We start from the raw sequence: 23,372 nt of genomic DNA on the forward strand, positions 1-23,372 counted from the left end.
TTTCCGAGCGGCCCCATGGCAAGCAAAATCTCGATTGCAATCACCGCTAAGAATCAGGCATCCGGCCCGATCGGGAAGGTGACCAACAGCCTGTCCAAGCTGCAGGCGCAGGCGAATAAGGGGAAACTGAACAGTCTCGGCAGTTCGATCGCTGCCGGCTTCAATTCCAACAGCGGCGCGATCTCCGAGATTGCAAGTTTCGTCGGCAAAGCGGGCATCATCGGCGGCATCACGGCGCTGACTGTGAAGATCGCGCAGATGGAATCGCAGTGGGCATCGTCGATGCGATCGATGAGCAATCTGGCCCTGCGCAGCGGCCTTTCCACATCAACTGCGTACGGCGTGCAATATGCGGGTCGCCTTGCCGGGCTGTCGCCGGAGCAGGCAAACGCCGGCGTTGAACAGGTGCGCCAGACGTACAGCGACGCGCTGAACAATCGGAATCCGGAGGCGCTCAAGCGGTTTCAGGCCGCTGGCATCTCTACCGATCCGAGCCGGCTGGAATCCATCGAGTCGGTGCTCACGAAGTTGGCCGCATATGCGGAGACGCTGCGCGGGCAGGGAAAATACGGCGGAGCGCAGAATTTCCTGAATGCCGCCGGCGCGGGATCGCTGGTCGATTTCTTGAGCCGCGGTCCGGCGCAGGTGTCGGCGGATCTCGCGACGGCCAAGGAATACATCCCTGATGAGCAGGATATCCAGCGCGCTCGCGAGTATGCGGATGCATCTGCCAAGCTTGGCATCACGTACGACCGGTTGAAGACGACTGTGCTGAGCGGCGTTGAGCCGGCACTCAATTCATTGCTGCAAGGTATCCAGTTCTTCTTCGACGCCACAAGCGGCCGCAACCGGCCGGCACCGCAACCGAGCGGCGCCAATAGCACTGAGCAGCGTATCTGGGATGGCTTTGAGCGCTTCGGTAATTCGCTGCGCGGGCGCGGCGCTGTGACTATGGCGCAGTTGAACGAGAAGACGGCTGTTGGTAATGGTGCACAGCTCGAGCAGGCACGGTCCGATGTCCAGTGGTATATGAATCATGGTCTTTCGCGCGAGCAAGCGATTGGCATGGTCGCAAATTCGAGCCGAGAAAGTGGGCTTGACGATCGTGCGGTGGGCGACAACGGGAAGGCGGTAGGGCTATTCCAGTGGCATCCTGATCGCCAGGCGATCTATGAGCGCACATTCAAGACGCCACTTGCTTCCGCAAGTCATGAGGAACAGCTTGGCTACTCTTTGTGGGAGCTTCAGAACAACGAGAGGGCTGCTGGCGACGCCCTAATGGCATCGACGACAGCGCCCGAAGCGGCGGAGAAGGTCTCGTCATTGTACGAGCGGCCCAAGGATCCGAACGAGGCAAACGTTCGGGCAGGAATCGCTCGCCAGCTTGATGCGCAGCTAGGCCAGGGAACTGGCGAGCCCGGAAAGGTCACGGTCGAGATCGTCCACAAGAATGCGCCGCCGGGCACGAGCACCAACGTCACATCGTCGCCGAACGTCGACACGCAACTGAAAACGGATCGCCAACATGCACCTCTCGGCGATCAATACGCCTATTCACCTGGTAGCTTCTGATGCCGAATGCAGATCGAGTCGTCGACGCTCTGGGGGGAAAGCCCGGCGTCGATGAAGTACGCGTACTGCTGACACAGGATGGCTTGCTGCTGACGGGATGGAAGGCGGTGAGGGTTACGCGCTCTATTGAGGTTGCGACATCGGCATTCGTGCTCACATGCTCGTCTGACGCGAACACCCTGAAGCTGCTCGCGCGCGAGGGCGCTCCTATCAAGGTTTCGATCGGCGATGACCTCGTGTTGTCCGGATATGTGGAGACCGTCGAGACGATCATCACCCCGTATAGCCATGACATCACCATCTCGGGCCGCGGCAAGCTCGCGGACCTGGTTGATTGCTCGTGTCGTCTGGATCGCGTCAACGCGAATACCGGGCTGCAGAAGCTGTGCGCCATGATCGCGACGCCATATTCGATTGACGTTTTCGTGCCGCCGAACGGTACACAGGCTGTTCTCGATGCGTTGCCGGCGCTGCCGCGCCAGATTGTCAGCATCACCGAGACGGCGTGGGAAGTGATCGAGCGCTACGCGCGCTACTGCGGGTTGCTGGTATTCGAGAGCGAAGAGGGAGAGATCACGATCTCGCAGGCAGGCACCGAGCTTGCGGCTTCGGGCATTGCCCTCGGCAACAACATCGAGGCTCTTGTCTGCACGAAAAGCGTCCTGGGAACATTCAGCACCTACAACGCTGTGCTGAGCGCATACAGCGCTGGTGCGGATGATGAAAGCATCCCGAACCTGCCGGTGGTGACGGTGGTGGCGACGGGGCCGGCGGCTAATCCCGCTCGGCTAAGACCGACGTACTTTGTATCGGAGCAGAGCGCAACAGATCGGCGGTTTATCGAGAAGCGTGTCAACTGGATGGCGTCGCGGGCTTATGGACGCGCACGGCGCGTACGCGCGCTCGTGGATAACTGGCGTGATGCGAGCGGCTCTCCATGGATTCCAAACATCAACTATCCGGTGTCCGCACCGGCGGCTGGCATCCCCGATAACACCATTCTTCTGCTCGCCGAGGTGACGTTCATCCTCGATCAGAACGGCACGCATGCCGAGTTGGTGTTCGGTCCGCGGCAGGGTTTCCTGCCAGAGCCGATCGCGCTGGACATTTTGCCGATGGACGAATCAACGCAAACACCAGTGGAGCAATAGTGCTGCAAGAACTTAACCGGCTCGGGCGCCGCATTCTCCTGCTGATGGCGCGCGGTGCGATCGCGCTGGTCGACGACACGAAAGGTGTACAGACATTGCAGGTTCGTTTGAACGCGCTGGAGCTGATCCCAGACGTGCCGCGCTACGCAGAGTATGGATTCACGTCGAATCCGCCGTCCGGCACGCAGGCGCTCATCGCCTTCAAGAACGGCGATCGCAACGATGGCTTCGTGATCGCGACGTCGAACGCGAAGTACCGCATGAAGGCGCTCGCAAGCGGCGAAGTTGCGATCAGCGACGATAAGGGGCAGTCGGTCTACCTCTCGTCGACGGGCATCGTAGTGAATGGCGGTGGCAACCCGATCATGCTGACAAATGCCTCAAAGGTGCGTGCCGAGACGCTTCTCTTCGAATGCACGGGTGACATTGTCGACAACTGTGATACGACCGGCCGCAGCATGTCTGCGGATCGCATGATCTTCGACGGCCACCATCATGTTGTGAAGAACGTTCAAGGCGGCAGCAGCAACATCTCGTCGGAAGTTCCGACCGAACAGGAATGATACATGTCCGACATCTCTGTTATTTGGGACGTGGACAACAGCCGCGGCGATTGGCGCTTTGTCGCGCCGGTCCTCATCACCGGGAACGATCTGCAAACCGAAGTCCTCGTCAGCATCTTCACCGACCGTGTGGCGAATCCAGACGATCCGATTCCCGATGGGACTGGTGATCCGCGCGGCTGGTGGGGCGACATCGGCGAAGACAAACCGATCGGCTCGCGCCTTTGGTTGCTCGACCGCTCAAAGCAGACGCAGGAAGTGCTGAACAACGCTCGCGATTACATCAACGAGGCGCTTCAATGGCTGATTGATGACGGCGTCGTCGCTAGCATCGATGTGCAGACGCAGTGGGTGCGCGACACGTTTCTCGGCGCGCAGATCACGCTCTATCAACCGACGGGCACGCAGATCGACATGACCTACGCGTGGGCCTGGAACCAGCTCGCCTGACATGCCATTTCAAAGAAAGACGCTTTCCACCTTGATCTCTGAGGTGGCCGCCGATATTTCGTCGGCGCTTCAGGGGGCGGATGCACTTCTGCGTTTTGCCGTGCTGAGAATTGTCGGCAAGATCCAGGCTGGTATGTGCCACCAGCAGTTTGGATACCTTGATTGGATCGCGAAGCAGGCGGTCCCATTCACGGCCGAAGATGAATATCTGCAAGGCTGGGCAGCACTGAAAGATGTCTATCAGAAGGAAGCGTCTAAAGCGCAATTGACTGCCCAATTCCCGGGGGTGGCGGGAAAGGTGCTGAGCTCAAGCACTCCCGTCGCGCGCGGCGATGGGGTCACATATACCACTTCAACGACTGGCACCGTCGACGAGACAGGGAACGTCTCGGTTACGATCGTGGCCGATGTGGCGGGAGCAGCGGGCAACGCGGATCCGGGCGCATCGGTTTCGTTAAGCGTAGCGGTCGATGGCATTCAGCAGGGTGGCACGATTACAGCAACGGTCAAATCTGGCGCAGACATTGAAGACAACGATTCTCTGCGGAGCCGGATGCTCGATGCGTATCAGAGCACGCCTCAGGGCGGCGATTCGGACGACTATGTGCTATGGGCGCTCGCCATCGCGGGCGTGACGCGCGCCTGGTGCGCGCCGAATGGATTCGGTGCAGGCACTGTCGTCGTCTATACGATGTGGGACAACGCCGAATCGGCACACAACGGCTTTCCTCAGGGAAGCGACGGCGTCTCGCAGAACGATAAGGGGCCGGGCGGAGTACCGCGGGGCGCAGTCGCAGTGGGCGACCAGCTCGTTGTCGCTGACGCGATTGTCACGAAGCAGCCGGTGACGGCGCTCGTCTATTCGTGCGCGCCGATCGCTAACAACCTGACGATCACGCTTTCAGGCCTCACATCGGCGACGTCGGCGACGCGCGCGGCGATCGCGGCGGCGATCGCGGATGTGCTGTTTCGCAACGGTGATCCACGGGCGGGGACGATCAACCGCGACGACATTTCGGCCGCAATACGGTCTGTGTCGGGGACAAGCGGTTTCCTGATCACTCTGATTCAGGGCATCGTTGGTGTTACCACCACCACCTATCCGGGGAACATCACGAGCGGGTTCGGGCAGCTTCCCGTCCTTGCAAATGTGCTTTACGTCTGAGGCTCCATGCTCGCACCTAACTTGACCGCCGCCAACTTTCTCAAGGCGCTACAGGGACTAATGCCGCGCGGAAGGGTCTGGCCGCGAGACGCTGATGCAGTGCAGACCCAGGTACTTTCTGGACTTGCGCCGAGCTACGAGCGCGCGACAGCACGTGCGAACTACCTTCTCAAGGATGCATTTCCGGCCACGACCTATGAACTCCTTCCAGATTGGGAGTCGACGCTAGGTTTGCCAGATCCGTGTGCCGGCGTGGCGCCCTCGATTGCGCAGCGGCAAGCCCAGGTGCTGGCGCGCTTCGTGGGAGTCGGTGGTCCCTTGATATCTGGCCTGACGCAATTTGCCGCGCGCCTCGGCTACACGGTAACGATCACGCAGTACACGCAAGCTCGCGCCGGGATGCTGAAAGCGAGCGATCCGTGCTGCGGATATGACTGGAATTTTGCCTGGAAGATCACGGCACCATTGAACACAATCGTGCGCGCTGTAGCTGGCGCGATGGCAGCTGGTGACCCACTCGCGGCATGGGGCAACAGCGTACTCGAATGCGAGTTGCGCGCGGTGATTCCCGCCCACACGATCCCAATTTTTGCTTACGCATAAGAGGTCACATGTTCCGTATTGATGACGCAACCGCCGCAACCGCGCTCCCAACACCGGAAGCAGCAGGCTCGGAAGGGTACTTCACCGAAGGTAATCCGACGGCCGGCACGCCCGCGACTAATGTGCGCGGATCGTGGCTGAACATGATTCAGGAAGAGCTGCGCGCTATCGTTGTTGCGGGCGGCTTGACGCCGAGTAAAACGACGTATAACCAAGTGCTGTCCGCGATCAAGCGGATCTGCCAGAACACCGTCATCCTCGCCGACGCAGGGGCGGCGAACGCCTATGCCGCTGTCAATGCGACGCCGCTCGTGGCTGGAACGTGGGTCGATGGCGTTGTGCAGCAGATCAAGATTGCGCATGCGAATACGGGCCCATCGACGTATGCGCCCGATGGCCTGACGGCGATCCCCATCTATGGGCTCGGCCTGCAACCGCTTCAGGGTGGCGAACTAGCACTCAACGGCACCGCTGTTCTCATGCATGCGACGATCGCCGGTGTGAATAGCGGAAACCCGATCTGCGTGCTTATGGAATGCGCCGGTGGTGCTCAACAGGTCGCGCCGGCCACGCAGCCGCAGCATGCGGTGCAACTTGCCCAGCTTCAATCCAGTGTCGGCTCGACGGGGGCAGCGTCTTCGAGAAACAAGCTCTTCAACAGCGGCGCACAGGTGGCGATCCAGTCGACTGTGCCGACGCTTACCACATCGCCGCAGTACGGACCGGTCGAGATGATTGCCGCGTGGGCGTCGGGCGGCGCGATCACCGCTGGCACGCTGACGCAAGACACGGCAGCGCCCGTTGGTCGAACTGGGTACGCGGTCAAGCTCGCGGGTTGCACGCTGACAGGGGCCGGCCAGGTATCTTGGCGGTACCGAATGGAAGCGGCGGACGCGGTCAAATTCAAGAACCAGACCGGCACCTTTCAAATCGGCGTTCAGCACGATGTCGGCTCGGCCATCAATTACACGGTGGTATTCCGCAAGCCGACCACGACCGCTGATGATTTTTCCGCTGTGACGACGATCGGTACCAGCTCGGCGTCGTCCGTGGCCAGCGCGACCGGCGCTGTGGTCACGGCAACGCAGGCGTTGGGCGATTGCTCAAAGGGCTTGGAGATTGAAGTTCAGGTCGCGTGCGGCGCGGTCACGACGAAGAATTTCTGGTTCACCGAGTGGCAACTGGAGGAGGGCACCGTTGCGTCGGCTGTCGTGCGCAAGAGCTACCCGGACGACCTCAAGGACTGTCAGCGGTATGCCCTCCTGATTCCTGTAGGGACAATACATCTCAACGGTTGGGCAGGGTCGGTTGGTGCGCCCATAGGAACAACCGGGGCTGACTATCCGGTAGAGATGCGCGTCGCTCCTAGCGTGCCCTCCATCTCCTTTTCCCTAAGTCAAGCCAACACGCCAAACATTGTATTCAATACGACAAGGTCGTTGCGATTAACCACGACTGGCACCGTATCGGCGGGGCAGACTACTGCGTATAACAACGCCGCTTTCGTTATCACCGCGAGGCTCTAAACATGTATCAGCTATATGTCACCGATGGTTTCGTCACGCGCCTCTCGGACGGCGCAACCATTCCGTTTGCCGATGGCAACGTGGACTATGAGGAGTTCAAGCGATGGCTCGCGGCAGGTAACACGCCGCTGCCAGCCGATAAGGTCGCGCCGTAAGCAGGCCGCTACCACCCACACACACCACCGCCGCCTTCGGGCGGCTTTTTCATTTCCGGGGAACCATGAATCAGGAACAGATCATGGAAATGTCCGAGAGCGATTTTCGCGCCTTCGTGAGCCAGCATCTTGCCGCGATGCGGGCCGAAATGGCCGCGAACACAGAGCAGACAAAAGAGACCGGTGAGGCCATGAAGGGCCTGATCGAGGTCTTTCAGATCATGCAAGGCGGCATCCGTTTCCTGGGCGTGCTCGGGAAGATTGCCAAATTCCTGACGCCGTTCGTCGCGCTCGCGGGGGCGGTGTGGGCATTGATGCACGGCAAATGGCCGGATCGACTATGAGCGACACGTCGAATCCCCTGATAAAGCGAGCCATGGCTGTAGCAGCGGGGGGCGCCGTCGCGATCGCGGCCGTGCTCGTGCCCGCGTTCGAGGGATCCAGGCTCTCAGCCTATCTCGATCCCGTCGGCATTCCGACTATCTGCTACGGACACACGGCCGGCGTGAGGGTGGGGCAGGTGAAGAGCCAGGCGCAGTGCGACGAGCTGCTGCGCGGCGATCTGGGCATTGCGCTCACCACTGTCGACCGCCTGGTCAAGGTGCCGATGCCTGAGACGCGCCGCGCGGCCCTGGCCAGCTTCGTCTACAACGCTGGCGCGGGCAATTTCGCGAGCAGCACCATGCTGCGCAAGCTCAATGCCGGCGATCCCGTTGGCGCCTGCAACGAGTTGCCCAAGTGGGTCTATTCCAAGGGGCAGATTTTGCCCGGCTTGGTTCAACGCCGCGAACAAGAGCGGCAGCTCTGCCTCATGTAACTGCCGCCATTTGAGCGGCTTATTGCTTTTTTCACCACCAGAAGGAACATCACAGATGCCCAACATGCGCGCCAAGGTCCAACTGAATCGGATCGAACAATTCCAGAGCAGCGAGATTCTGCACTTCAACGCCGTTGCGGCCAAGGCTTACCCGGCAGACGGGAGCGACGAGGACAACACTTATGCGAAGTACTCGCCGTCGGCTGAGTTCAAAATTCATATCAACAATCCGTCCCTGTTGGGCCAGTTCAAGGTCGGCGAGAAGTACTACGTCGATTTCACCCCGGCCCCCGTCTGATCCGTCTGCCACTTGCGTCAACGAGACCGCCTTCGGGCGGTTTGTTTATTTCTGAGGGCATATGTCTGACGTCACCCAGACCCACGAAGAGAAGGAAACCCTGAGCGTCGACGTGATGCTGCCTGGCCATGAGCCGCGCACGACCACCGCGTTATTCACTTGCACGCGCAAGACGCTGATCGAACGCGAAGGCGGGCGGTGCTTCGTCTGCGGCGGCACTGAGCAGGACACGGGCCATCCGCTCGAGGCGCATCACAGCCCCATCGAGCGCAGCACCGCCAACCTGATCGACTGGTCTCGCTTCGCGGAAGACTGTCGCGCCGGCGTATGGGGCGCGCGTGCCCAGGAATTCGACTGGGATGGCTTCCTCAAGGGCGCGCAGCAAATGACTGTCGCGGGCGAGACGGTGCTACATCCCGACGTCACTTACTTGGTGCCGGCTGACCCGTACCTGTTCATCGATGACATGACGGTCAACGGCATGTTGCTGTGCAAGGACCACCACATCGGCAAGGACGAGGGCATCCACGCGATGCCGTTCCCGCTTTGGGTCGCGCAGAAGTACGCGATCGAGGGCTACCGGTTCACGCCGACCGAGATCATCCACCACCACGAGAAGGAAACGACGAAATGAACACTCGCACGAAGGTGCTGTGCTATGCCGCGCTGCTCGGCGCCTGGGGCTTCTTCGCCTACGCAGGGAAGACGCCGGTCGATGGCTTCATCACGGCCATCGGCGCGGCCTTGGCGACCCTGGGTGCAGTTCACGTTGCGGCAGGTAAGCCGCCGGCCGATCAGCCGCCGCCCCCGAGCGCCCCGCAATGATCCGCGCCGCGCTCGCGTGTGGGGTTGGCCTGGCGCTGGCGGCCTGCGCCGGCACTGCCCGGTACGAGGTGCGGCCGTTCTATGACGCCACCGGCCGGCTGATCTGCTGCGCGGCGTCAGTATCGAGCAGCAAGGACGTCGGCACCGTCACCGTACGCGTCACCAACACCCCCGACGGCTTCAGCCTCGACTTCGGCGAGACGGGCGTTTCTGCCAGCGCGCCGATCGCCGCCGGCGGCGGCATCGCTTCCAGCATTTCGACTGCCGTCACCAGCGCGGCGGTCGCCGCAATCAAGCTCACCACCCCGTAAGGAATCCACCATGAAGCGTTTTGCCATTCTGGCCGCGTGCGCGGCCGTGCTTTCGTTCGTCCTCGCGGCTTGCTCCACGACCGGCCAGTCCGTGCCGTCGCCGGCGCAGGTCGCCGCCCGCGTGTGCCCGCCGGTCGAAGTCGCCATTTCCTCGCTGCAGCAGGTCAATGGCATGAGCGACACAGCGCTGAAGGCACTTTCCGACGCGCAGCCGGTCGTGAGGGCTGTGTGTGAGTCGGGCTCAACTGCCGACGCCGTCAACCTTCAGACACTCGCGAGCGCGGGCCTTCCGGCGATCATCACGGTCGCGAAGGCGTCGCCTCTGTCGGCGCAGGATCAGGATCGGATCGTGATGGGGGTGACGACCGCGCAAATTCTGCTGGCGGCCGCGATTGCGGCGTGGCCTGTGGACATTCCGGCGGCCGCGTCGGCACCGGCCGCAAAATGAGCCGGTTCCTCACGCGCCTGGTCATCGAGAACGCCACCGGCTGCGACGATGGCCGATGGCGGCTCGCCGCGGCGCTGGTGTATCAATCCGACGTGGCCGACGAAGTTTTCATCGTGCCGCGCGGGTTCATCACCGACCTGGCGTCGGTGCCGCGTCTGCCCGTGGTGTACTGGCTGACGGGCGGAACATCGAACGAGGCGGCTGTCGTGCATGACTGGCTGTACACCACTCAGCCGGTGCCGCGGGCGGTAGCCGACAAAGTGTTGCGTGAAGCGTCAGCAGTCACCTGCGTGCCGGCGTGGCGCCGCTGGCTCATGTACTGGGGCGTTCGGCTCGGCGGGGCATCACACTGGGTGAAGACGCCCGCTGCCGTCAGGCCAAAGGGCAGCGCCGAAAAAAGAGCGTGATGATTATCAAATTCAGTGATTTGATAGTCTTCATTATCTTTCTTTGGGGGGGCGGCCAGACGAGGGCATTCGCGATGCTTTCGACGCTGCAGCGATGTCGAAGAGGCGGTTGGCAGAAGGCTTGATCGGCGTCTAATATTCCGGTGGCACATGCCTGCAAACCCGCATGTAGCCGTGCCTAATAGTTGAGCATTATGTTAGACGTGAAACCGTAGAAAGCATTTCCAGCAAAGGACGCCGCCAGCTTTTTTTGGTCTGATTTGGGATCAGAGGGTCGTAGGTTCGAATCCTATCGCTCCGACCACTAAATTCAAGGGGTTGGGACAGGCAACATCTATTGTCCCTATTCTCTGCCCTTTTATTTCCCTGATAGCTTCAAGAATATCGACTCGCGGCTGAGTATGTGCCGCGTGGTTTGTCGTGGCGGCTCGCACGATACGCCGAGTCGGTCAATTGGGTGTCGCTCATTGATGAATGCGGCACTCAAAATTTATTGGCAATCCATGATAATGCCGAGATGACGGTCACTGACCTTGTCTTGCGCAGTGGCACTTTGATGATCGAGCGCGTTTTCTAATTGGGATGTATCCGATTTTTGTGCGAACGCATTACATCATGTATCCGTACTGCGTTAGCCACGCAGCCCCTTTGACTGGCCGGTGACGCCGATGTATCCACGTCGTGAACGTCGGAATGAAACATCCCGCCATTGCGAGCGATGAGGAAAGCGGGATACGGTCAAAGCGAAAACCTCGATACTTTGAGGACCAATTTCGCCAAAACCTGGAGGCGCATGGCAACGATCATTCCCTCGCTGTCCTCGTGTGTGGGCAGAATGCAGTCCGGTGAGCGCAGACTTGCCGAGCGGCTGGAGCAGAAGCTCGAGGACGACTATTTGATCTGGTATGACGTCCCCGTCGCCACGATGCGGTCGTATCCCGACTTTGTGGTGCTTCACCCTCAACGTGGGTTGCTCATTCTCGAAGTCAAGGATTGGAAGATTGCGACCGTCCTGCAGGCCGATCGAGGCGACTGGCAAATTCTGGGCAGCAATGGCCCCAAAACCGTCATCAGTCCGCTTGAGCAGGCGCGTCGATATACGCTCGAAATCGTCAATGCGCTGGAGCGGGATCCACAACTGGTGAATCCACCGGGACATGCCTATGCGGGGAAATTGCGACTGCCCTGGACGTTCGGCGTCGTGCTGCCGAATATGACGCGCAAGCAGTTCACGGACGGCGGATTGGGTCATGCGCTCGAGCCGTCTCGCGTCATTTGCTCGGACGAAATGACCGAGACGGTCGATGCGGAAGCGTTTCAGGACCGGTTGTGGCAGATGTTCAAATTCCACTTTCGCGACAAGCTGACGCTGCCGCAGATCGATCGCATCCGATGGATTCTCTTCCCGGAAGTGCGCGTGCAGGCGTCCCAGCTCGATCTGCTTTCGGATCAGATCGAATTGCCCGACATCATGGCCGTGATGGATGTGCAGCAGGAGCAGTTGGCGCGTAGCCTGGGCGACGGTCACCGTGTCATTCACGGCGTGGCGGGGTCGGGAAAGACGATGATTCTTGGTTATCGCGCCGAATATCTGGCAATGCAATCGGAAAAGCCCGTCTTGGTGCTTTGCTTCAGCGAGCCACTTTCCCGGCAGATCAAATCGGTGATGGACGCCAAGGGCTTGTCGGCCAAGGTCATCGTCAGGCATTTTCATGGGTGGTGCTCGGATCAGTTGAGCGCCTATCACGTCACGCGTCCGAAAGGCGGCGGTGAGCGGTTTTTTGCGCAACTCGTCCAGTGCGTGATCAAGGCTGTGGATCGGGGCAGTATTCCGGCCGCGCAATATGCTGCCGTGCTGATCGACGAAGGCCACGACTTCGAGCCGTCATGGTTCAAGCTTGTCGTGCAAATGGTCTCGCCGGAATGCCGCCATTTGCTCGTGCTGTATGACGACGCACAATCGATTTTCAATCGGTCCGAGCGGCAGGGCTTCAGCTTCAAGAGCGTTGGCGTGCAAGCGCAGGGGCGCACGACCATTCTCAAGATCAACTATCGGAATACGCGACAGATATTGGCGCTTGCCGCTAACGTGGCCAAGGATATCCTGGACGCGAAGGCCACCGACGACGACGGGGTTCCGCTGATTCGGCCGATTAGCTGCGGGCGCGAGGGGCCGCAACCAATGTTGATCAAACTGCCGTCGATTGCCGACGAGGCCGAGGCGATTTCAAGGCAAATGCACCGCGCCCATCAGGACGGCACTGCTTGGCAGGACATGGCGATCGTCTATCGGACATGGAGTGTCGGCCAGGCGTGCGTCGACGCGCTGGCGAAGGCGCGAATCCCTTACCAGTGGCAGCAGCGAGATCGCAAGCAATTTTCCCCCGGTGCAGACGCGGTCTCCGTGTTGACCATGCACGCCAGCAAAGGGCTGGAATATCCATTCGTGGCCGTGCCCGGCGTCGGGGCGATGTCGACGCAGGACACCGATCTGGAGCAAGAGGCTCGCCTTTTCTACATCGCGGCGACACGCGCGACTCACCAGCTCCTTGTGACCGGCAGCGGGGATTCGTTGTTCATGCGCAAGCTGTTTCCTGGTAGTTCACGGCAAGTCGGCGACTGAACGGTGATTTGGCGCGTCGCGGACGGGGACAAGGGAGGCGGTGGCCCCTTGCCGCCATCGCCAGCGCGACCGCCTGCCGTTGATCACATACCTGCGGGCACGCAGATTGCGTCGTGGTACGATCAGTTTCATCCACGTCATTCAGATCGTGGTTTCGATCCGGTTCGGGCGCGCCGCGAGGCGGGTATATCAGGGGGCCATATGTCTGCCGAGCAAAAGACGTCGTATCGCGGGTTCATCATCCTCACCGTTCTCGAGCGTCTGCCCAAGGGGCGTGCGCGACTCTCGGCCAAGGTGCTTGCCAGCGATGAGGATCACAAGCGGCGCCTTGGGGGAAAGAAGCTCTTGCAGGCCAAACGCTGGTTCGATCATTTTGCCGATGATCTGACCGCGCCGATCATCGAAGGGCTCAAGCGCACGATCGATCTTGAACTGGCGACTGTGGCGAAGGCGGCGAAATCTGTGGCGCCTCCAAAGGCGGTGACCTCTGCGTCGGTGGGTGGCGCGGCACTCAAGCCGCGCAAACGAGCCCCGGCCCGCCGTGCGACATAAGCCGTTGTGCGCGTGGCGGTATCGCTGGTGTGCTTTGCTAGTTGCCGCCTAACCGCCTAACCGCCTAACCGCCTAACCGCCTAACCGCCTAACCGTCGAGCAGCTCTGCGCATCATTCGAGCCTGATTGAGCCTGATTGGGCCGGTGGCAGGCGCTATTTCGCGCCCAAATTTAGCGGCTTCGTTGGCCGTCGGCCAGCGCGCTCCCATCGCCGACAATCCAATCATGTACATTTCACGCGCTTTGCGTGTATAATCCCGACCTTGTCCAAAACTTGGGCATCGAGGGGAGCGGTTCTCATTGACGAACGATGGGTGTGCCGCTTTGCCATCAATCAACCGTTCAGCCAGTCTGGAAGGCGCGATGCGGGGTTCGCGGTAAGCGAGTCGGGCGTTGAAAGCCAATCGGGAGATCGCAGAGGAGGTGATTCGCGGTCCCGCCGGATGTGGTGTAGTGCAGTCCGCGGCAAATCCGTTCGTCGTGCCTGGCAGGAGATGTCTCCTGCAGGGCGGGGAAGGGTGAATTTGCCCGGTAAGTTAAATTTGCGGCTCTCGCGAGCCAATTCACTATACGAGTTATTGCATGACCAAGATCCTGATTAAAGACGGTGAACCCGTTGAAGTCGCACTGCGTCGTTTCCGCCGCGCCATCGATGGCACGGGCCTGATCAAGGAAGTCAAGGCACGTGCGGCTTACGAAAAGCCGACGGCCGAGCGCAAGCGTAAGAAAGCGGCTGCCGTGGCCCGTCTGCGTAAGCGTCTGCGCAGCCAGACCCTGAAGAAGAAGATGTACTAAGCACGGCGTTGCGCCCTTTGGGTGCAATGAAGTGCGAAGTGAGAAACCCGCCGAGAGGCGGGTTTTTTTATGATCGGATAGCGGTGCATCGATTTGCTACACTCGTGGCCGTCGTTAAGGTGCCGCCAGGGCTTCCTTCCCCGGACTCCCCCACACTCTCCACGATTTCCCTATGAAAACGTTGACTCTTGCGGCGCTCGACGCGCTGACCCAGCAAGCCGAGCAATCGCCGCGTGCGCGCATGAACCAGAACCTGCACGAGTCGCTGGACGACCCGATTCAACGCCTGGCCATTGCGATGGAGCCGGCGACGTACATTCGTCCGCACCTGCACCGTTGCACGTGGGAACTGCTCACGGCATTGCGTGGGCGCTTTGTGGTGCTGACGTTCGATGAGGTGGGCGTTGTCACGGATCGCAAGGTGCTGGGCGGGGACACCAGTGCGACGGAGACGGCGCAGGGCGTATTCCACACCGTGCTCTCGCTCGATGCAGGGGCCGTGATTTTCGAGGTGAAGCACGGGCCGTATCGACCGTTCGTCGAGTCTGACTACGCGGGTTGGTCGGCCCCCGCAGACACGCCTGAAGCCACTGCTTTCATGGCGTGGGTCAAGACGGCGCAGGTGGGCGACCGCTGGGCCGCTTGACGGGCAGATGTGTCGCTGCGGCGCGCTTTTAGCGGTGCCGCGCGACGGTTAGCGCGTCCAGCCTTGAAACTCGGTGGCCATGGCGAGCAGCGCCTTGGTCGCCGCGTCGATGGCGCTGTGCCAGTCATCCTCGGCGCAGAACGCGCGAGGGGCGTGCGCAAGGGTAAAGCCCTCGGGGATGTAGGGCGGCTCGCGTCGGGCCTCGTCGCCGAACGACACGGGCACCGCGGCATTCAACTGCCAGACCGGCACGCCCAATCCCGTGGCCAGGTGCACGTACGCGGTGTCTAGTGAAATCACCAGATCCAGATTGTCGATGAGCGAGGCCTCGTCGGCCAGATCGTCGCAGTCGCAACGCCAGTCGATCCAGTCGACGGCTTCGGGCGGAGCGGCATGGGACGCCCCGTTGGCGGGGTGGCCCAGCGGCACCCAGGACACACCCGGCACGTGCAGCAGCGACGCAAGCGCAGTGAATCGGGACGCGCTCTGCGGCGTGGACGCTTGGGCGTCGGTGTCGAAGATGTTCAATCCTGCGAGGCCCACGCAGAGTCCGTGCTGCGCAGCCGCGGCCAGCCGGTCGCGCCAGTGACGCGCTGCGATAGCGGCAACGCGAAGAAACGGACGTCCGGCGTGCGCAGAGGCGGCCTGCGGCCCCAGCACATGTGCGAGCGTGCCAAGCGGGCAGCGCAAATCCCAGTCCGACACATCGCGCGGCATCCGCGAGAGGACAACCACGCGTTCTCCTATCGACCATTCGACCAGCCGGCGCAAACTCGCGGGGCCGACAAATCCGACCTTGCCGAAGCGGGCGGCGGCGACTTCCAGATGGCGGAGTTGGCTGAGCACTTCTGCGTCGTGACCCGCACCGATGATCAAGAGATGTTGATGCAACGTTTGGCCGCCGCCGGTCCAGGCGGGGAGCGGGCAATCCGGATGCGGGGTGAGTGCCGCGCCGACCTTGGCCCAGGCACGGGCGATGGCGTTGGTGGTGGAGGCGTCACCAGCGTCATGCGTTGTGGGGTGGGTGGTGCGCTGCGAAGGCTTCGTCATGCGAATCTTGGCATCGAAAGGGGGTAAGAACAGGCAAAATCGCGGCGCCTGACAGATGGGGCGGCAACGCAGCGCCTACGACATACCGGAGGCTGGCACGCCCAACATGATAGAGGAGGCGGGTCATTGCATTTCGATGCCGCTTTTGCCGACGGGGCGGATTCGTTTGCCAGGCGGCAAAATATTTGAGGTTCCCGATGCTGGCGCAGTGTTAGGAGAGGGGGAGGGGCGGCGTGCCTGCGGTGAGTCGCTGCGAAGCGCTGTGCCATAGCGCGACGCCGGTATGATCATCGCCTTGGGCGGGAGCAAAAAAAATACCCCGGCGAGCCAGGCTACGCGGGGCATTTCGGTCATTCTTGGGATGGGCCAAATGCGCCTTTGGTCCCCCCGACAGGAATCGAACCTGTATCTAGCGCTTAGGAGGCACTCGTTCTATCCATTGAACTACAGGGAGGGCGCGCGATAACGGTTTGACGCAGGCGTCCCACAGTCTCGCGAGCGCAAGAGTATAACAAAAACACTTTACGCAACACGTCAAAAGCACCGATTGCGGTTTGACGTCATGCCGACGTCGCGCCAGGATGCGCGTCGGGTGATCTCTTAGACACTCCGGTTCAAACCACGCCATCGGCGCGCAACTGCGCGATTCTGGCGTCGTCGTAGCCGAGGCGCTCGCGCAGGATGTCGTCGCTGTGCTGCCCCAGCGTGGGTGGCGCGGTGTGGGCGACCGGCGGCGTCTCGCTCATCTTCATGGGACTCGCGACCACCCGAGCGACGCCCCCCGACGGATGCGGCAACGTCACCTCCATGCCGCGCGCCTTCACCTGCGGATTCGCGAACACCTCCGGCAACGTATTGATCGGCCCGCATGGCACGCCTGCCGCTTCAAGCTTTTCGATCCAGGCATCCTTGCCGAACTTGCGCACCATCTCGGCCAGCCGTGGTACGAGCACGTCCCGTTGCCGCACGCGCGACGGATTGGTCGCGAAACGTGCATCGTCCGCCAACGCTACTTCGCCCCCGGCCTCCACAAACTTGCGGAACTGGCCGTCGTTGCCCACTGCCACGATGATCCAGCCGTCGTCCGCGGTCTGGAACGTTTGATACGGCACGATGTTCGGATGCGCGTTGCCCCAGCGCACCGGCGCCTCGCCGCTCGCGAGATAGTTTGTGTTCATGTTTGCCAGCATCGCTACCTGCGTGTCGAGCAGCGCCATGTCGATGTATTGCCCAACGCCTGTGCGGTCGCGGTGCGTGAGGGCCGCCATGATGGCGATGGTCGCGTACATCCCGGTCATCAGGTCGGCAATCGCGACGCCCGCCTTTTGCGGGCCGCCGCCGGGCAGCTCGTCGCGCTCGCCCGTTATGCTCATGAAGCCCCCGATGCCCTGCACGATGAAGTCGTAGCCGGCGCGCGACGCATAGGGGCCGTCCTGACCGAAGCCCGTTACCGAGCAATAGACGAGATCGGGCTTGATCGCGCGCAAGGACGCATAATCCAGGCCATATTTCGCCAATTGACCCACCTTGTAATTCTCGACGACCACGTCGCTCTGCGCCGCCAGTGCCCTGACGATGGCCTGGCCTTCGGCCGAGGCGATATCGAGCGTGAGCGAGCGCTTGTTGCGGTTCGCGGCGAGGTAATAGGCGGCCTCGGCCGTCTCGCGCCCGTCGGCATCGCGCTGGTACGGCGGTCCCCAGCGACGGGTGTCGTCCCCGGCACCGGGACGCTCGACCTTGATCACGTCCGCGCCCAGATCGGCCAGGTTCTGCGTAGCCCACGGGCCGGCCAGCACGCGCGAAAGGTCCAGCACCCGGATATGACTCAACGCACCCATCGTCTTCTCTCCCCTCGATGTCATTATCTGATCGCTGCCCTCGATGTCATACGCGGAACATCGTTTTGCATTGCGGAACTCAAGTGAGGGAGTCTACGGTGTGTGACGGGCGGCTGACCAGCGCCGTTTCGCAGTGCGGTTGTCGGCGCGACGCGGTGGTGCGACCGATTTCCCGTATAATCAAAAGTTTGCAAAATACCCCGCCCAGCTTGACTGGCCCGGTCCCCACGCTCCTTCGCACGCTATGAAAGTCGCAGACATTCGGGAAAAATTCCTCAACTTCTTCGAGTCGAAGGGGCACACCATCGTGCGCTCGTCGAGTCTCGTGCCGTCCAATGACCCCACGCTGCTGTTCACGAACTCCGGCATGGTGCAGTTCAAGGACGTCTTTCTCGGTCTCGAGACGCGCCCCTACAAGCGCGCGACCACGGCCCAGCGCAGCGTGCGCGCGGGCGGCAAGCACAACGATCTCGAGAACGTCGGCTACACGGCCCGCCATCACACGTTCTTCGAAATGCTGGGCAACTTCTCGTTCGGCGATTACTTCAAGCGCGAAGCGATCCAATACGCGTGGGAACTGCTGACGGACGTCTACAAACTGCCGAAGGACAAGCTCTGGGTCACCGTCTACCAGGAAGACGACGAAGCCTACGACATCTGGGCGAAGGAAGTCGGCGTGCCGACCGAGCGCATCATCCGCATCGGCGACAACAAGGGCGCACGTTACGCGTCGGACAACTTCTGGCAGATGGCCGACACTGGCCCGTGCGGCCCGTGCTCGGAAATCTTCTTCGATCACGGCCCGGACGTGTGGGGTGGCCCGCCGGGATCGCCGGAAGAAGACGGCGACCGCTACATCGAAGTCTGGAACCTCGTGTTCATGCAGTTCAACCGCGACGAGCAGGGCAACATGACGCCGCTGCCCAAGCCGTGCGTGGATACCGGCATGGGGCTGGAACGTATCGCGGCCGTGCTGCAGCACGTGCACAGCAACTATGAGATCGACCTGTTCCAACATCTGATCAAGGCGGCAGGTCGTGAGACCGGCGTGACCGATCTCGCCGCGAACTCGCTCAAGGTGATCGCCGATCACATCCGTGCCTGTTCGTTCCTGATCGTCGACGGCGTGATTCCGGGCAACGAAGGCCGCGGCTATGTGCTGCGCCGAATCATCCGCCGCGCGATCCGTCACGGTTACAAGCTCGGTTGCAAGACGCCATTCTTCTACAAGCTTGTGCCGGATCTGGTCGCGGAGATGGGCGCGGCCTACCCGGAACTGGCGCAGGCGCAGCAGCGCGTGACCGACGTGCTCAAGCAGGAAGAAGAACGCTTCGGCGAGACCATCGAGAACGGCATGGAGATTCTCGACGGCGCCCTGGCCGATCTGGCCAAGCACGGTGTGACCACGCTCGACGGCGAACTCGCCTTCAAACTGCACGACACGTACGGCTTTCCGCTCGACCTGACGGCCGACGTCTGCCGTGAGCGCAGCATCACCGTCGACGAAGCGGGCTTCGATGCCGCAATGGCGCGTCAGCGCGAGCAGGCGCGTGCTGCCGGCAAGTTCAAGATGGCCACGGCCCTCGAATACGACGGCGACAAGACACGCTTCCAGGGGTACGACAAGCTTGCGCTCGACGGTGCGAAGGTGACGGCCCTCTATGTCGACGGCACGAGCGTGAACCGGCTCGCCGCCGGCCAGCAGGGCATCGTGGTGCTCGATACCACGCCGTTCTACGCCGAGTCCGGTGGCCAGGTGGGCGACCAAGGCCTGATCACGGCGGGCAGCGCCCGTTTCGGCGTGTCGGACACGCAAAAGATTCAGGCCGACGTCTTCGGTCACTACGGCAAGCTGGAATCGGGCGAGCTGAGCGTGGGGGCGTCCGTCACGGCGCAGGTCGATGCGGTGCGCCGCGCTCGCACGGTTCGCAACCACTCCGCCACGCACTTGATGCACAAGGCGCTGCGTGAGGTGCTGGGCGGCCACGTGCAACAGAAGGGCTCACTCGTCGACGCCGACAAGACCCGCTTCGACTTCGCCCACAATGCCGCGATGACTGCCGAGGACATCCGCCGCGTGGAAGACATCGTCAACGCCGAAGTGTTGGCGAACGCTCCGACGCAGGCCGCCGTGATGTCGTTTGACGACGCGGTCAAGGGCGGCGCGATGGCGCTGTTCGGTGAGAAGTACGGTGACGAAGTGCGTGTGCTCGATATCGGCACGTCGCGCGAACTGTGTGGCGGCACGCACGTGACGCGCACGGGCGACATCGGCCTGTTCAAGATCGTGATGGAAGGGGGCGTGGCCGCTGGTATCCGTCGCGTGGAAGCGATCACCGGCGACAACTCGGTGCGTTTCGTGCAGAAGCTCGACGATCAGGTCAATGAAGCGGCAGCCGCACTCAAGACCCAGCCGGCCGAACTGACGCCGCGCATCGCGCAGGTGCAGGAGCAGGTCAAGTCGCTGGAAAAGGAACTGGCAGCGCTCAAGTCGAAGCTGGCGTCGAGCCAGGGCGATGAATTGCTCGAGAAGGCCGTCGATGTGAGCGGTCTGAAAGTGCTGGCCGCGCAACTCGAAGGCGCCGACGTCAAGACGCTGCGTGAGACGATGGACAAGCTCAAGGACAAGCTGGGCAGCGCGGCGATCGTGCTCGCGGCGGTCGAGGGCGGCAAGGTCAGCCTGATCGCCGGCGTGACCGCCGACGCTACCGGCAAGGTCAAGGCCGGTGAGCTGGTCAATTTCGTCGCGCAACAGGTCGGCGGCAAGGGCGGTGGTCGTCCCGACATGGCGCAGGCTGGTGGTACCAACCCGTCGCAATTGCCGCAGGCGCTTGCCGGTGTGCAGGGCTGGGTGGCCGGCAAGCTGTAACGGTGAGGCGAGCGCGACGACACCCGTCGCGGCTCGCTGTGGGAACTGCCTGCCCCGGTAGCGCGTCATGTGGCCTGATACCACAGCGGTACAGTTTCGGAATTCGAAAGGATCCGAAAGCGGGGCACCTCAGTGTTTCGCGAGATAAGGGATCCCGGCCGGCGCGCTCGGAAAATGCCCCCCATTGCCCCTGATGCCACAGGGGAACCCCCGCTTGTCATGATGGTTTGCATGTAAAGTATTCGGCAGAGCGTGCGTGTCGACGCGCGTTTTTCCTCCTTTACCGTTATGCCCGCGACCCTCACCGATTCCGACAGCGCCGTCTCGTCGCGCCAGCCGTCCCCTGAACGGGCAGCGTGGCGCATTGCGCTGTCCTGCATGCTCGCACTCGCCATTGCCATGGGGATTGGCCGCTTCGCGTTCACGCCGATGCTGCCGCTGATGCTGCATGAACACCTCACGGACATTCAGCACGGCAGTTGGCTCGCGTCGCTCAACTATGCGGGCTACTTTGTCGGCGCACTGTCGTGCATGTGGCTGCGCTTTACCCCGACGCGCATTGTGCGCTTCGCGCTGGCGTTCACGGTGGTGCTGACGCTCGCCATGGGCCTGCTCGATTCATTCGCCGTGTGGGCCGTCGTGCGCACGCTGGCAGGGGTCATGAGTGCCTGGGCGATGGTGTTCTCGGCCGGGTGGGCCTTCCGAAAGCTCGGTGAGCTGCACATGCCGAGTCTGGGGGGCGTGATCTTCGCTGGCCCCGGTGCCGGCATCGTGGTGACAGGGCTGCTTGCAAGCCTGAACAGCTCGCTCGCGTGGCCCGCGCGCGGTGGGTGGCTGCTGTGTGGCGGCCTGGCGTTGGCGCTGCTCGCGCTGATCTGGCGCACCTTCGAGCCGGATGGCCCCGCACCCGCGAAGCCGGCCGGCGCGGCCAAGCCCGGGCACGCCACGCACGCCGCCAATGCGCCGCCCGCGGCACACGCCGTCAATCATGGCAGCGGCGAGACGGTGATTCCCGTCACCGTGCTTTACGGGTTTGCCGGCTTCGGCTACATCATCACGGCCACGTTCCTTCCGGTGATTGCGCGTCAGGTGCTGCCTGGCTCGCCGTGGCCGGATCTCTTCTTTCCCCTGCTTGGCCTCATGGTGATGCCCGGCGCCATCATCGGGGCAAGGGCGCCGCAGACCTGGGACAATCGCTTGCTGCTTGCGGCCTGCTATGTCACGCAAGGGGTGGGCGTCGGGATCGGCATCGTGCTGCCGAACGTGGTGGGGTTCGCGGTGGGGAGCGTGCTGGTCGGGCTGCCGTTCACGGCGATTACGGTGTATGCCGTGCGCGAGTGCCGACGCCTGCGTGGGGACAATGCCAATGGTCTGATCGGTCTGGTAACGGCATCCTACGGGATCGGGCAGATCGTCGGGCCACTGGTCGCAGCCCCGCTTGTCGCGGCGACCGGCAACTTCACGGCGGCGCTGCTGTGTGCGAGCGGCGCGTTGGCGCTCGGCGCCATCGGCTTCGTGTGGGACTGGCGACGTTCGCTCGAACACGCCCCCTGACGCGCCTGAGCGGCGTGGTGTAGTGCGCTGCCGCGCCCCCTTCTTCTCCTGGAACTTGCTATGTCGTTTACCCTGCAGGCGGGCAGAAAGGCCGCCACGGCCGTGAGCGACGCCGAGCGGCAGATGCGCGTCGACCTCGCAGCCTGTTACCGGCTCGTTGCGCTGTACGGCTGGGACGATCTGATCTACACCCATATCTCGGCGATGGTGCCGGGTGAGCCGGGGCATTTCCTCATCAACCCGTTTGGCCTGACGTTCGATGAAGTGACGGCATCGAACCTGGTGAAGATCACGATGACCGGCGAGATCGTCGGCGAGAGCGAGCACCCGGTGAATGTGACCGGGTTCGCCCTGCATGGCGCGGTGCACGCCGCACGTCCAGACGCTGTCTGTGTCATGCATCTGCACAACACGGCCGGCATCGCGGTGTCTATCCAGCCGCATGGACTGCTGCCGATCTCGCAGCACGCGTTGCGTTTTCACGAGCGCATCGGCTATCACGATTACGAAGGACTCGCGTTTTCGCCGTCGGAGGGTGAGCGGCTCGTGGCGTCGCTCGGGGCGCATCCGGCCATGCTGCTGCGCAATCACGGCACACTCACGACCGGGCGCTCGGTCGCCGAAGCCTTCGTGCTGATGGCCACGCTGATCAAAGCGTGCGAGATCCAGTTGCAGGCGCTGGCGGGCGGCACGCCCCCCCATCTGCCCAGCGCGGCCGTGCAGGACAAGACGGCCCTTCAGCTCGAGGATGGCGGTGCCATCGAAGGCGTGCTGGAGTGGCCGGCACTGCTGCGCAAACTGGATAGAATAGACGCCTCGTTTCGCGATTGAACGCCGCGCTGGCGCGACATCGGGAACGCAGGGCAAGCCTGCGAGCCTCGCTGGAGGGCGAGGGCGGCGCTGCCGATCTTGAAAACGATACAAGGAGAGAGACTGCAATGCCAACGTTTCACGTCGAGATGTTCGAGGGACGCACGGTCGAGCAAAAGCGCGCATTCGTCAAAGCGGTGACGGAAGCGGCCGTGAAGACGATCGGTTGCACGCCGGAATCGGTCGACATCATCATCACTGACGTCAAGCCCGAGAACTGGGCCACCGCCGGCACGCTCTGGTCGGATCCGCGTCCCGAGTCGGTCTGAATGTGCCGGTGGGCT

At 62.2% G+C, this 23,372-nt stretch carries 26 protein-coding genes and 1 tRNA gene; 24 read left to right on the forward strand and 3 right to left on the reverse strand.

Features of this window, described 5'->3' with window-relative positions; all coding sequences use genetic code 11:
• The first annotated feature begins 15 nt into the window (after positions 1-15).
• From PEP31012_RS18080 to PEP31012_RS18170, 20 genes are all read left to right on the forward strand, one after another.
• Positions 16-1,572, forward strand: a complete 1,557-nt coding sequence (locus PEP31012_RS18080; protein ID WP_150590689.1) for a phage tail tip lysozyme — start codon at positions 16-18, stop codon at positions 1,570-1,572.
• Positions 1,572-2,723, forward strand: a complete 1,152-nt coding sequence (locus tag PEP31012_RS18085; RefSeq protein ID WP_150590690.1) for a phage baseplate assembly protein — start codon at positions 1,572-1,574, stop codon at positions 2,721-2,723. Before PEP31012_RS18080 ends, PEP31012_RS18085 begins: the two co-directional genes overlap by 1 nt.
• Positions 2,723-3,286 carry a phage baseplate assembly protein domain-containing protein gene (locus PEP31012_RS18090; RefSeq protein ID WP_246171366.1) on the forward strand — a complete coding sequence of 188 codons (564 nt, stop codon included), beginning with the start codon at positions 2,723-2,725 and terminating at the stop codon, positions 3,284-3,286. Before PEP31012_RS18085 ends, PEP31012_RS18090 begins: the two co-directional genes overlap by 1 nt.
• A gap of 3 nt (positions 3,287-3,289) precedes the next feature.
• Positions 3,290-3,736 (forward strand): phage GP46 family protein, encoded by a 447-nt coding sequence (locus PEP31012_RS18095; RefSeq protein ID WP_150590691.1) that lies wholly within the window; start codon positions 3,290-3,292, stop codon positions 3,734-3,736.
• 1 nt (position 3,737) lies between these two features.
• Positions 3,738-4,901, forward strand: a complete 1,164-nt coding sequence (locus PEP31012_RS18100; protein WP_150590692.1) for a baseplate J/gp47 family protein — start codon at positions 3,738-3,740, stop codon at positions 4,899-4,901.
• A 6-nt stretch (positions 4,902-4,907) separates the two neighbouring features.
• Positions 4,908-5,504, forward strand: coding sequence for a YmfQ family protein (locus PEP31012_RS18105; RefSeq protein ID WP_150590693.1), 597 nt, complete (start codon positions 4,908-4,910; stop codon positions 5,502-5,504).
• Between the two features lie 8 nt (positions 5,505-5,512).
• A complete protein-coding gene (locus PEP31012_RS18110; protein ID WP_150590694.1) occupies positions 5,513-7,030 on the forward strand; it encodes a hypothetical protein in 1,518 nt (505 codons plus the stop codon).
• A 2-nt stretch (positions 7,031-7,032) separates the two neighbouring features.
• Complete coding sequence (locus tag PEP31012_RS23720) at positions 7,033-7,185, forward strand: hypothetical protein (protein ID WP_174978292.1); 153 nt, start codon at positions 7,033-7,035, stop codon at positions 7,183-7,185.
• 83 nt (positions 7,186-7,268) lie between these two features.
• Positions 7,269-7,529 carry a hypothetical protein gene (locus tag PEP31012_RS18115; protein WP_174978293.1) on the forward strand — a complete coding sequence of 87 codons (261 nt, stop codon included), beginning with the start codon at positions 7,269-7,271 and terminating at the stop codon, positions 7,527-7,529.
• Positions 7,526-8,002 carry a lysozyme gene (locus tag PEP31012_RS18120; RefSeq protein WP_246171367.1) on the forward strand — a complete coding sequence of 159 codons (477 nt, stop codon included), beginning with the start codon at positions 7,526-7,528 and terminating at the stop codon, positions 8,000-8,002. Before PEP31012_RS18115 ends, PEP31012_RS18120 begins: the two co-directional genes overlap by 4 nt.
• A 55-nt stretch (positions 8,003-8,057) precedes the next feature.
• Entirely contained in the window at positions 8,058-8,300 is a 243-nt protein-coding gene (locus PEP31012_RS18125) for a hypothetical protein (RefSeq protein WP_174978294.1), read from the forward strand.
• Between the two features lie 61 nt (positions 8,301-8,361).
• Entirely contained in the window at positions 8,362-8,934 is a 573-nt protein-coding gene (locus PEP31012_RS18130) for a hypothetical protein (RefSeq protein WP_150590696.1), read from the forward strand.
• Positions 8,931-9,125 (forward strand): hypothetical protein, encoded by a 195-nt coding sequence (locus PEP31012_RS18135; protein WP_150590697.1) that lies wholly within the window; start codon positions 8,931-8,933, stop codon positions 9,123-9,125. The genes PEP31012_RS18130 and PEP31012_RS18135 overlap by 4 nt, the downstream gene beginning before the upstream one ends.
• Positions 9,122-9,436 (forward strand): hypothetical protein, encoded by a 315-nt coding sequence (locus PEP31012_RS18140; protein ID WP_150590698.1) that lies wholly within the window; start codon positions 9,122-9,124, stop codon positions 9,434-9,436. Before PEP31012_RS18135 ends, PEP31012_RS18140 begins: the two co-directional genes overlap by 4 nt.
• Before the next feature lie 10 nt (positions 9,437-9,446).
• On the forward strand, positions 9,447-9,884 hold the full coding sequence (locus tag PEP31012_RS18145; protein WP_150590699.1) for a hypothetical protein: 438 nt from the start codon (positions 9,447-9,449) through the stop codon (positions 9,882-9,884).
• Positions 9,881-10,291 (forward strand): DUF1353 domain-containing protein, encoded by a 411-nt coding sequence (locus tag PEP31012_RS18150; protein WP_150590700.1) that lies wholly within the window; start codon positions 9,881-9,883, stop codon positions 10,289-10,291. Before PEP31012_RS18145 ends, PEP31012_RS18150 begins: the two co-directional genes overlap by 4 nt.
• 793 nt (positions 10,292-11,084) lie before the next feature.
• Entirely contained in the window at positions 11,085-12,914 is a 1,830-nt protein-coding gene (locus PEP31012_RS18155) for a DEAD/DEAH box helicase (RefSeq protein WP_174978295.1), read from the forward strand.
• Between the two features lie 201 nt (positions 12,915-13,115).
• Positions 13,116-13,466, forward strand: a complete 351-nt coding sequence (locus tag PEP31012_RS18160; RefSeq protein ID WP_150590701.1) for a hypothetical protein — start codon at positions 13,116-13,118, stop codon at positions 13,464-13,466.
• 582 nt (positions 13,467-14,048) lie between these two features.
• Positions 14,049-14,261 carry a 30S ribosomal protein S21 gene (gene rpsU, locus PEP31012_RS18165; protein ID WP_017231887.1) on the forward strand — a complete coding sequence of 71 codons (213 nt, stop codon included), beginning with the start codon at positions 14,049-14,051 and terminating at the stop codon, positions 14,259-14,261.
• Between the two features lie 172 nt (positions 14,262-14,433).
• Positions 14,434-14,907, forward strand: a complete 474-nt coding sequence (locus tag PEP31012_RS18170; RefSeq protein ID WP_150590702.1) for a WbuC family cupin fold metalloprotein — start codon at positions 14,434-14,436, stop codon at positions 14,905-14,907.
• 48 nt (positions 14,908-14,955) lie between these two features.
• Here PEP31012_RS18170 and PEP31012_RS18175 read toward each other — a convergent pair whose 3' ends face one another.
• From PEP31012_RS18175 to PEP31012_RS18185, 3 genes are all read right to left on the reverse strand, one after another.
• Positions 14,956-15,957, reverse strand: coding sequence for a glycosyltransferase family protein (locus tag PEP31012_RS18175; protein ID WP_150590703.1), 1,002 nt, complete (start codon positions 15,955-15,957; stop codon positions 14,956-14,958).
• A 379-nt stretch (positions 15,958-16,336) separates the two neighbouring features.
• Positions 16,337-16,411: transfer RNA gene (locus tag PEP31012_RS18180), tRNA-Arg, on the reverse strand.
• Between the two features lie 160 nt (positions 16,412-16,571).
• On the reverse strand, positions 16,572-17,795 hold the full coding sequence (locus PEP31012_RS18185; RefSeq protein ID WP_150590704.1) for a CaiB/BaiF CoA transferase family protein: 1,224 nt from the start codon (positions 17,793-17,795) through the stop codon (positions 16,572-16,574).
• A gap of 244 nt (positions 17,796-18,039) precedes the next feature.
• Between PEP31012_RS18185 and alaS the strand changes: the two genes are divergently transcribed.
• From alaS to PEP31012_RS18205, 4 genes are all read left to right on the forward strand, one after another.
• Entirely contained in the window at positions 18,040-20,664 is a 2,625-nt protein-coding gene (gene alaS / locus PEP31012_RS18190; RefSeq protein WP_150590705.1) for an alanine--tRNA ligase, read from the forward strand.
• Between the two features lie 288 nt (positions 20,665-20,952).
• Positions 20,953-22,218, forward strand: a complete 1,266-nt coding sequence (locus tag PEP31012_RS18195) for a YbfB/YjiJ family MFS transporter (RefSeq protein ID WP_150590706.1) — start codon at positions 20,953-20,955, stop codon at positions 22,216-22,218.
• Positions 22,219-22,278: 60 nt separating this feature from the next.
• Complete coding sequence (locus PEP31012_RS18200) at positions 22,279-23,049, forward strand: class II aldolase/adducin family protein (protein WP_150590707.1); 771 nt, start codon at positions 22,279-22,281, stop codon at positions 23,047-23,049.
• A 50-nt stretch (positions 23,050-23,099) separates the two neighbouring features.
• The gene (locus PEP31012_RS18205) at positions 23,100-23,357 is read left to right on the forward strand and encodes a 4-oxalocrotonate tautomerase (RefSeq protein WP_425494975.1); all 258 of its coding nucleotides are present in this window, start codon (positions 23,100-23,102) and stop codon (positions 23,355-23,357) included.
• Positions 23,358-23,372 lie beyond the last annotated feature (15 nt).

Source organism: Pandoraea eparura (assembly GCF_902459725.1).
Taxonomy (GTDB): Bacteria; Pseudomonadota; Gammaproteobacteria; order Burkholderiales; family Burkholderiaceae; genus Pandoraea; species Pandoraea eparura.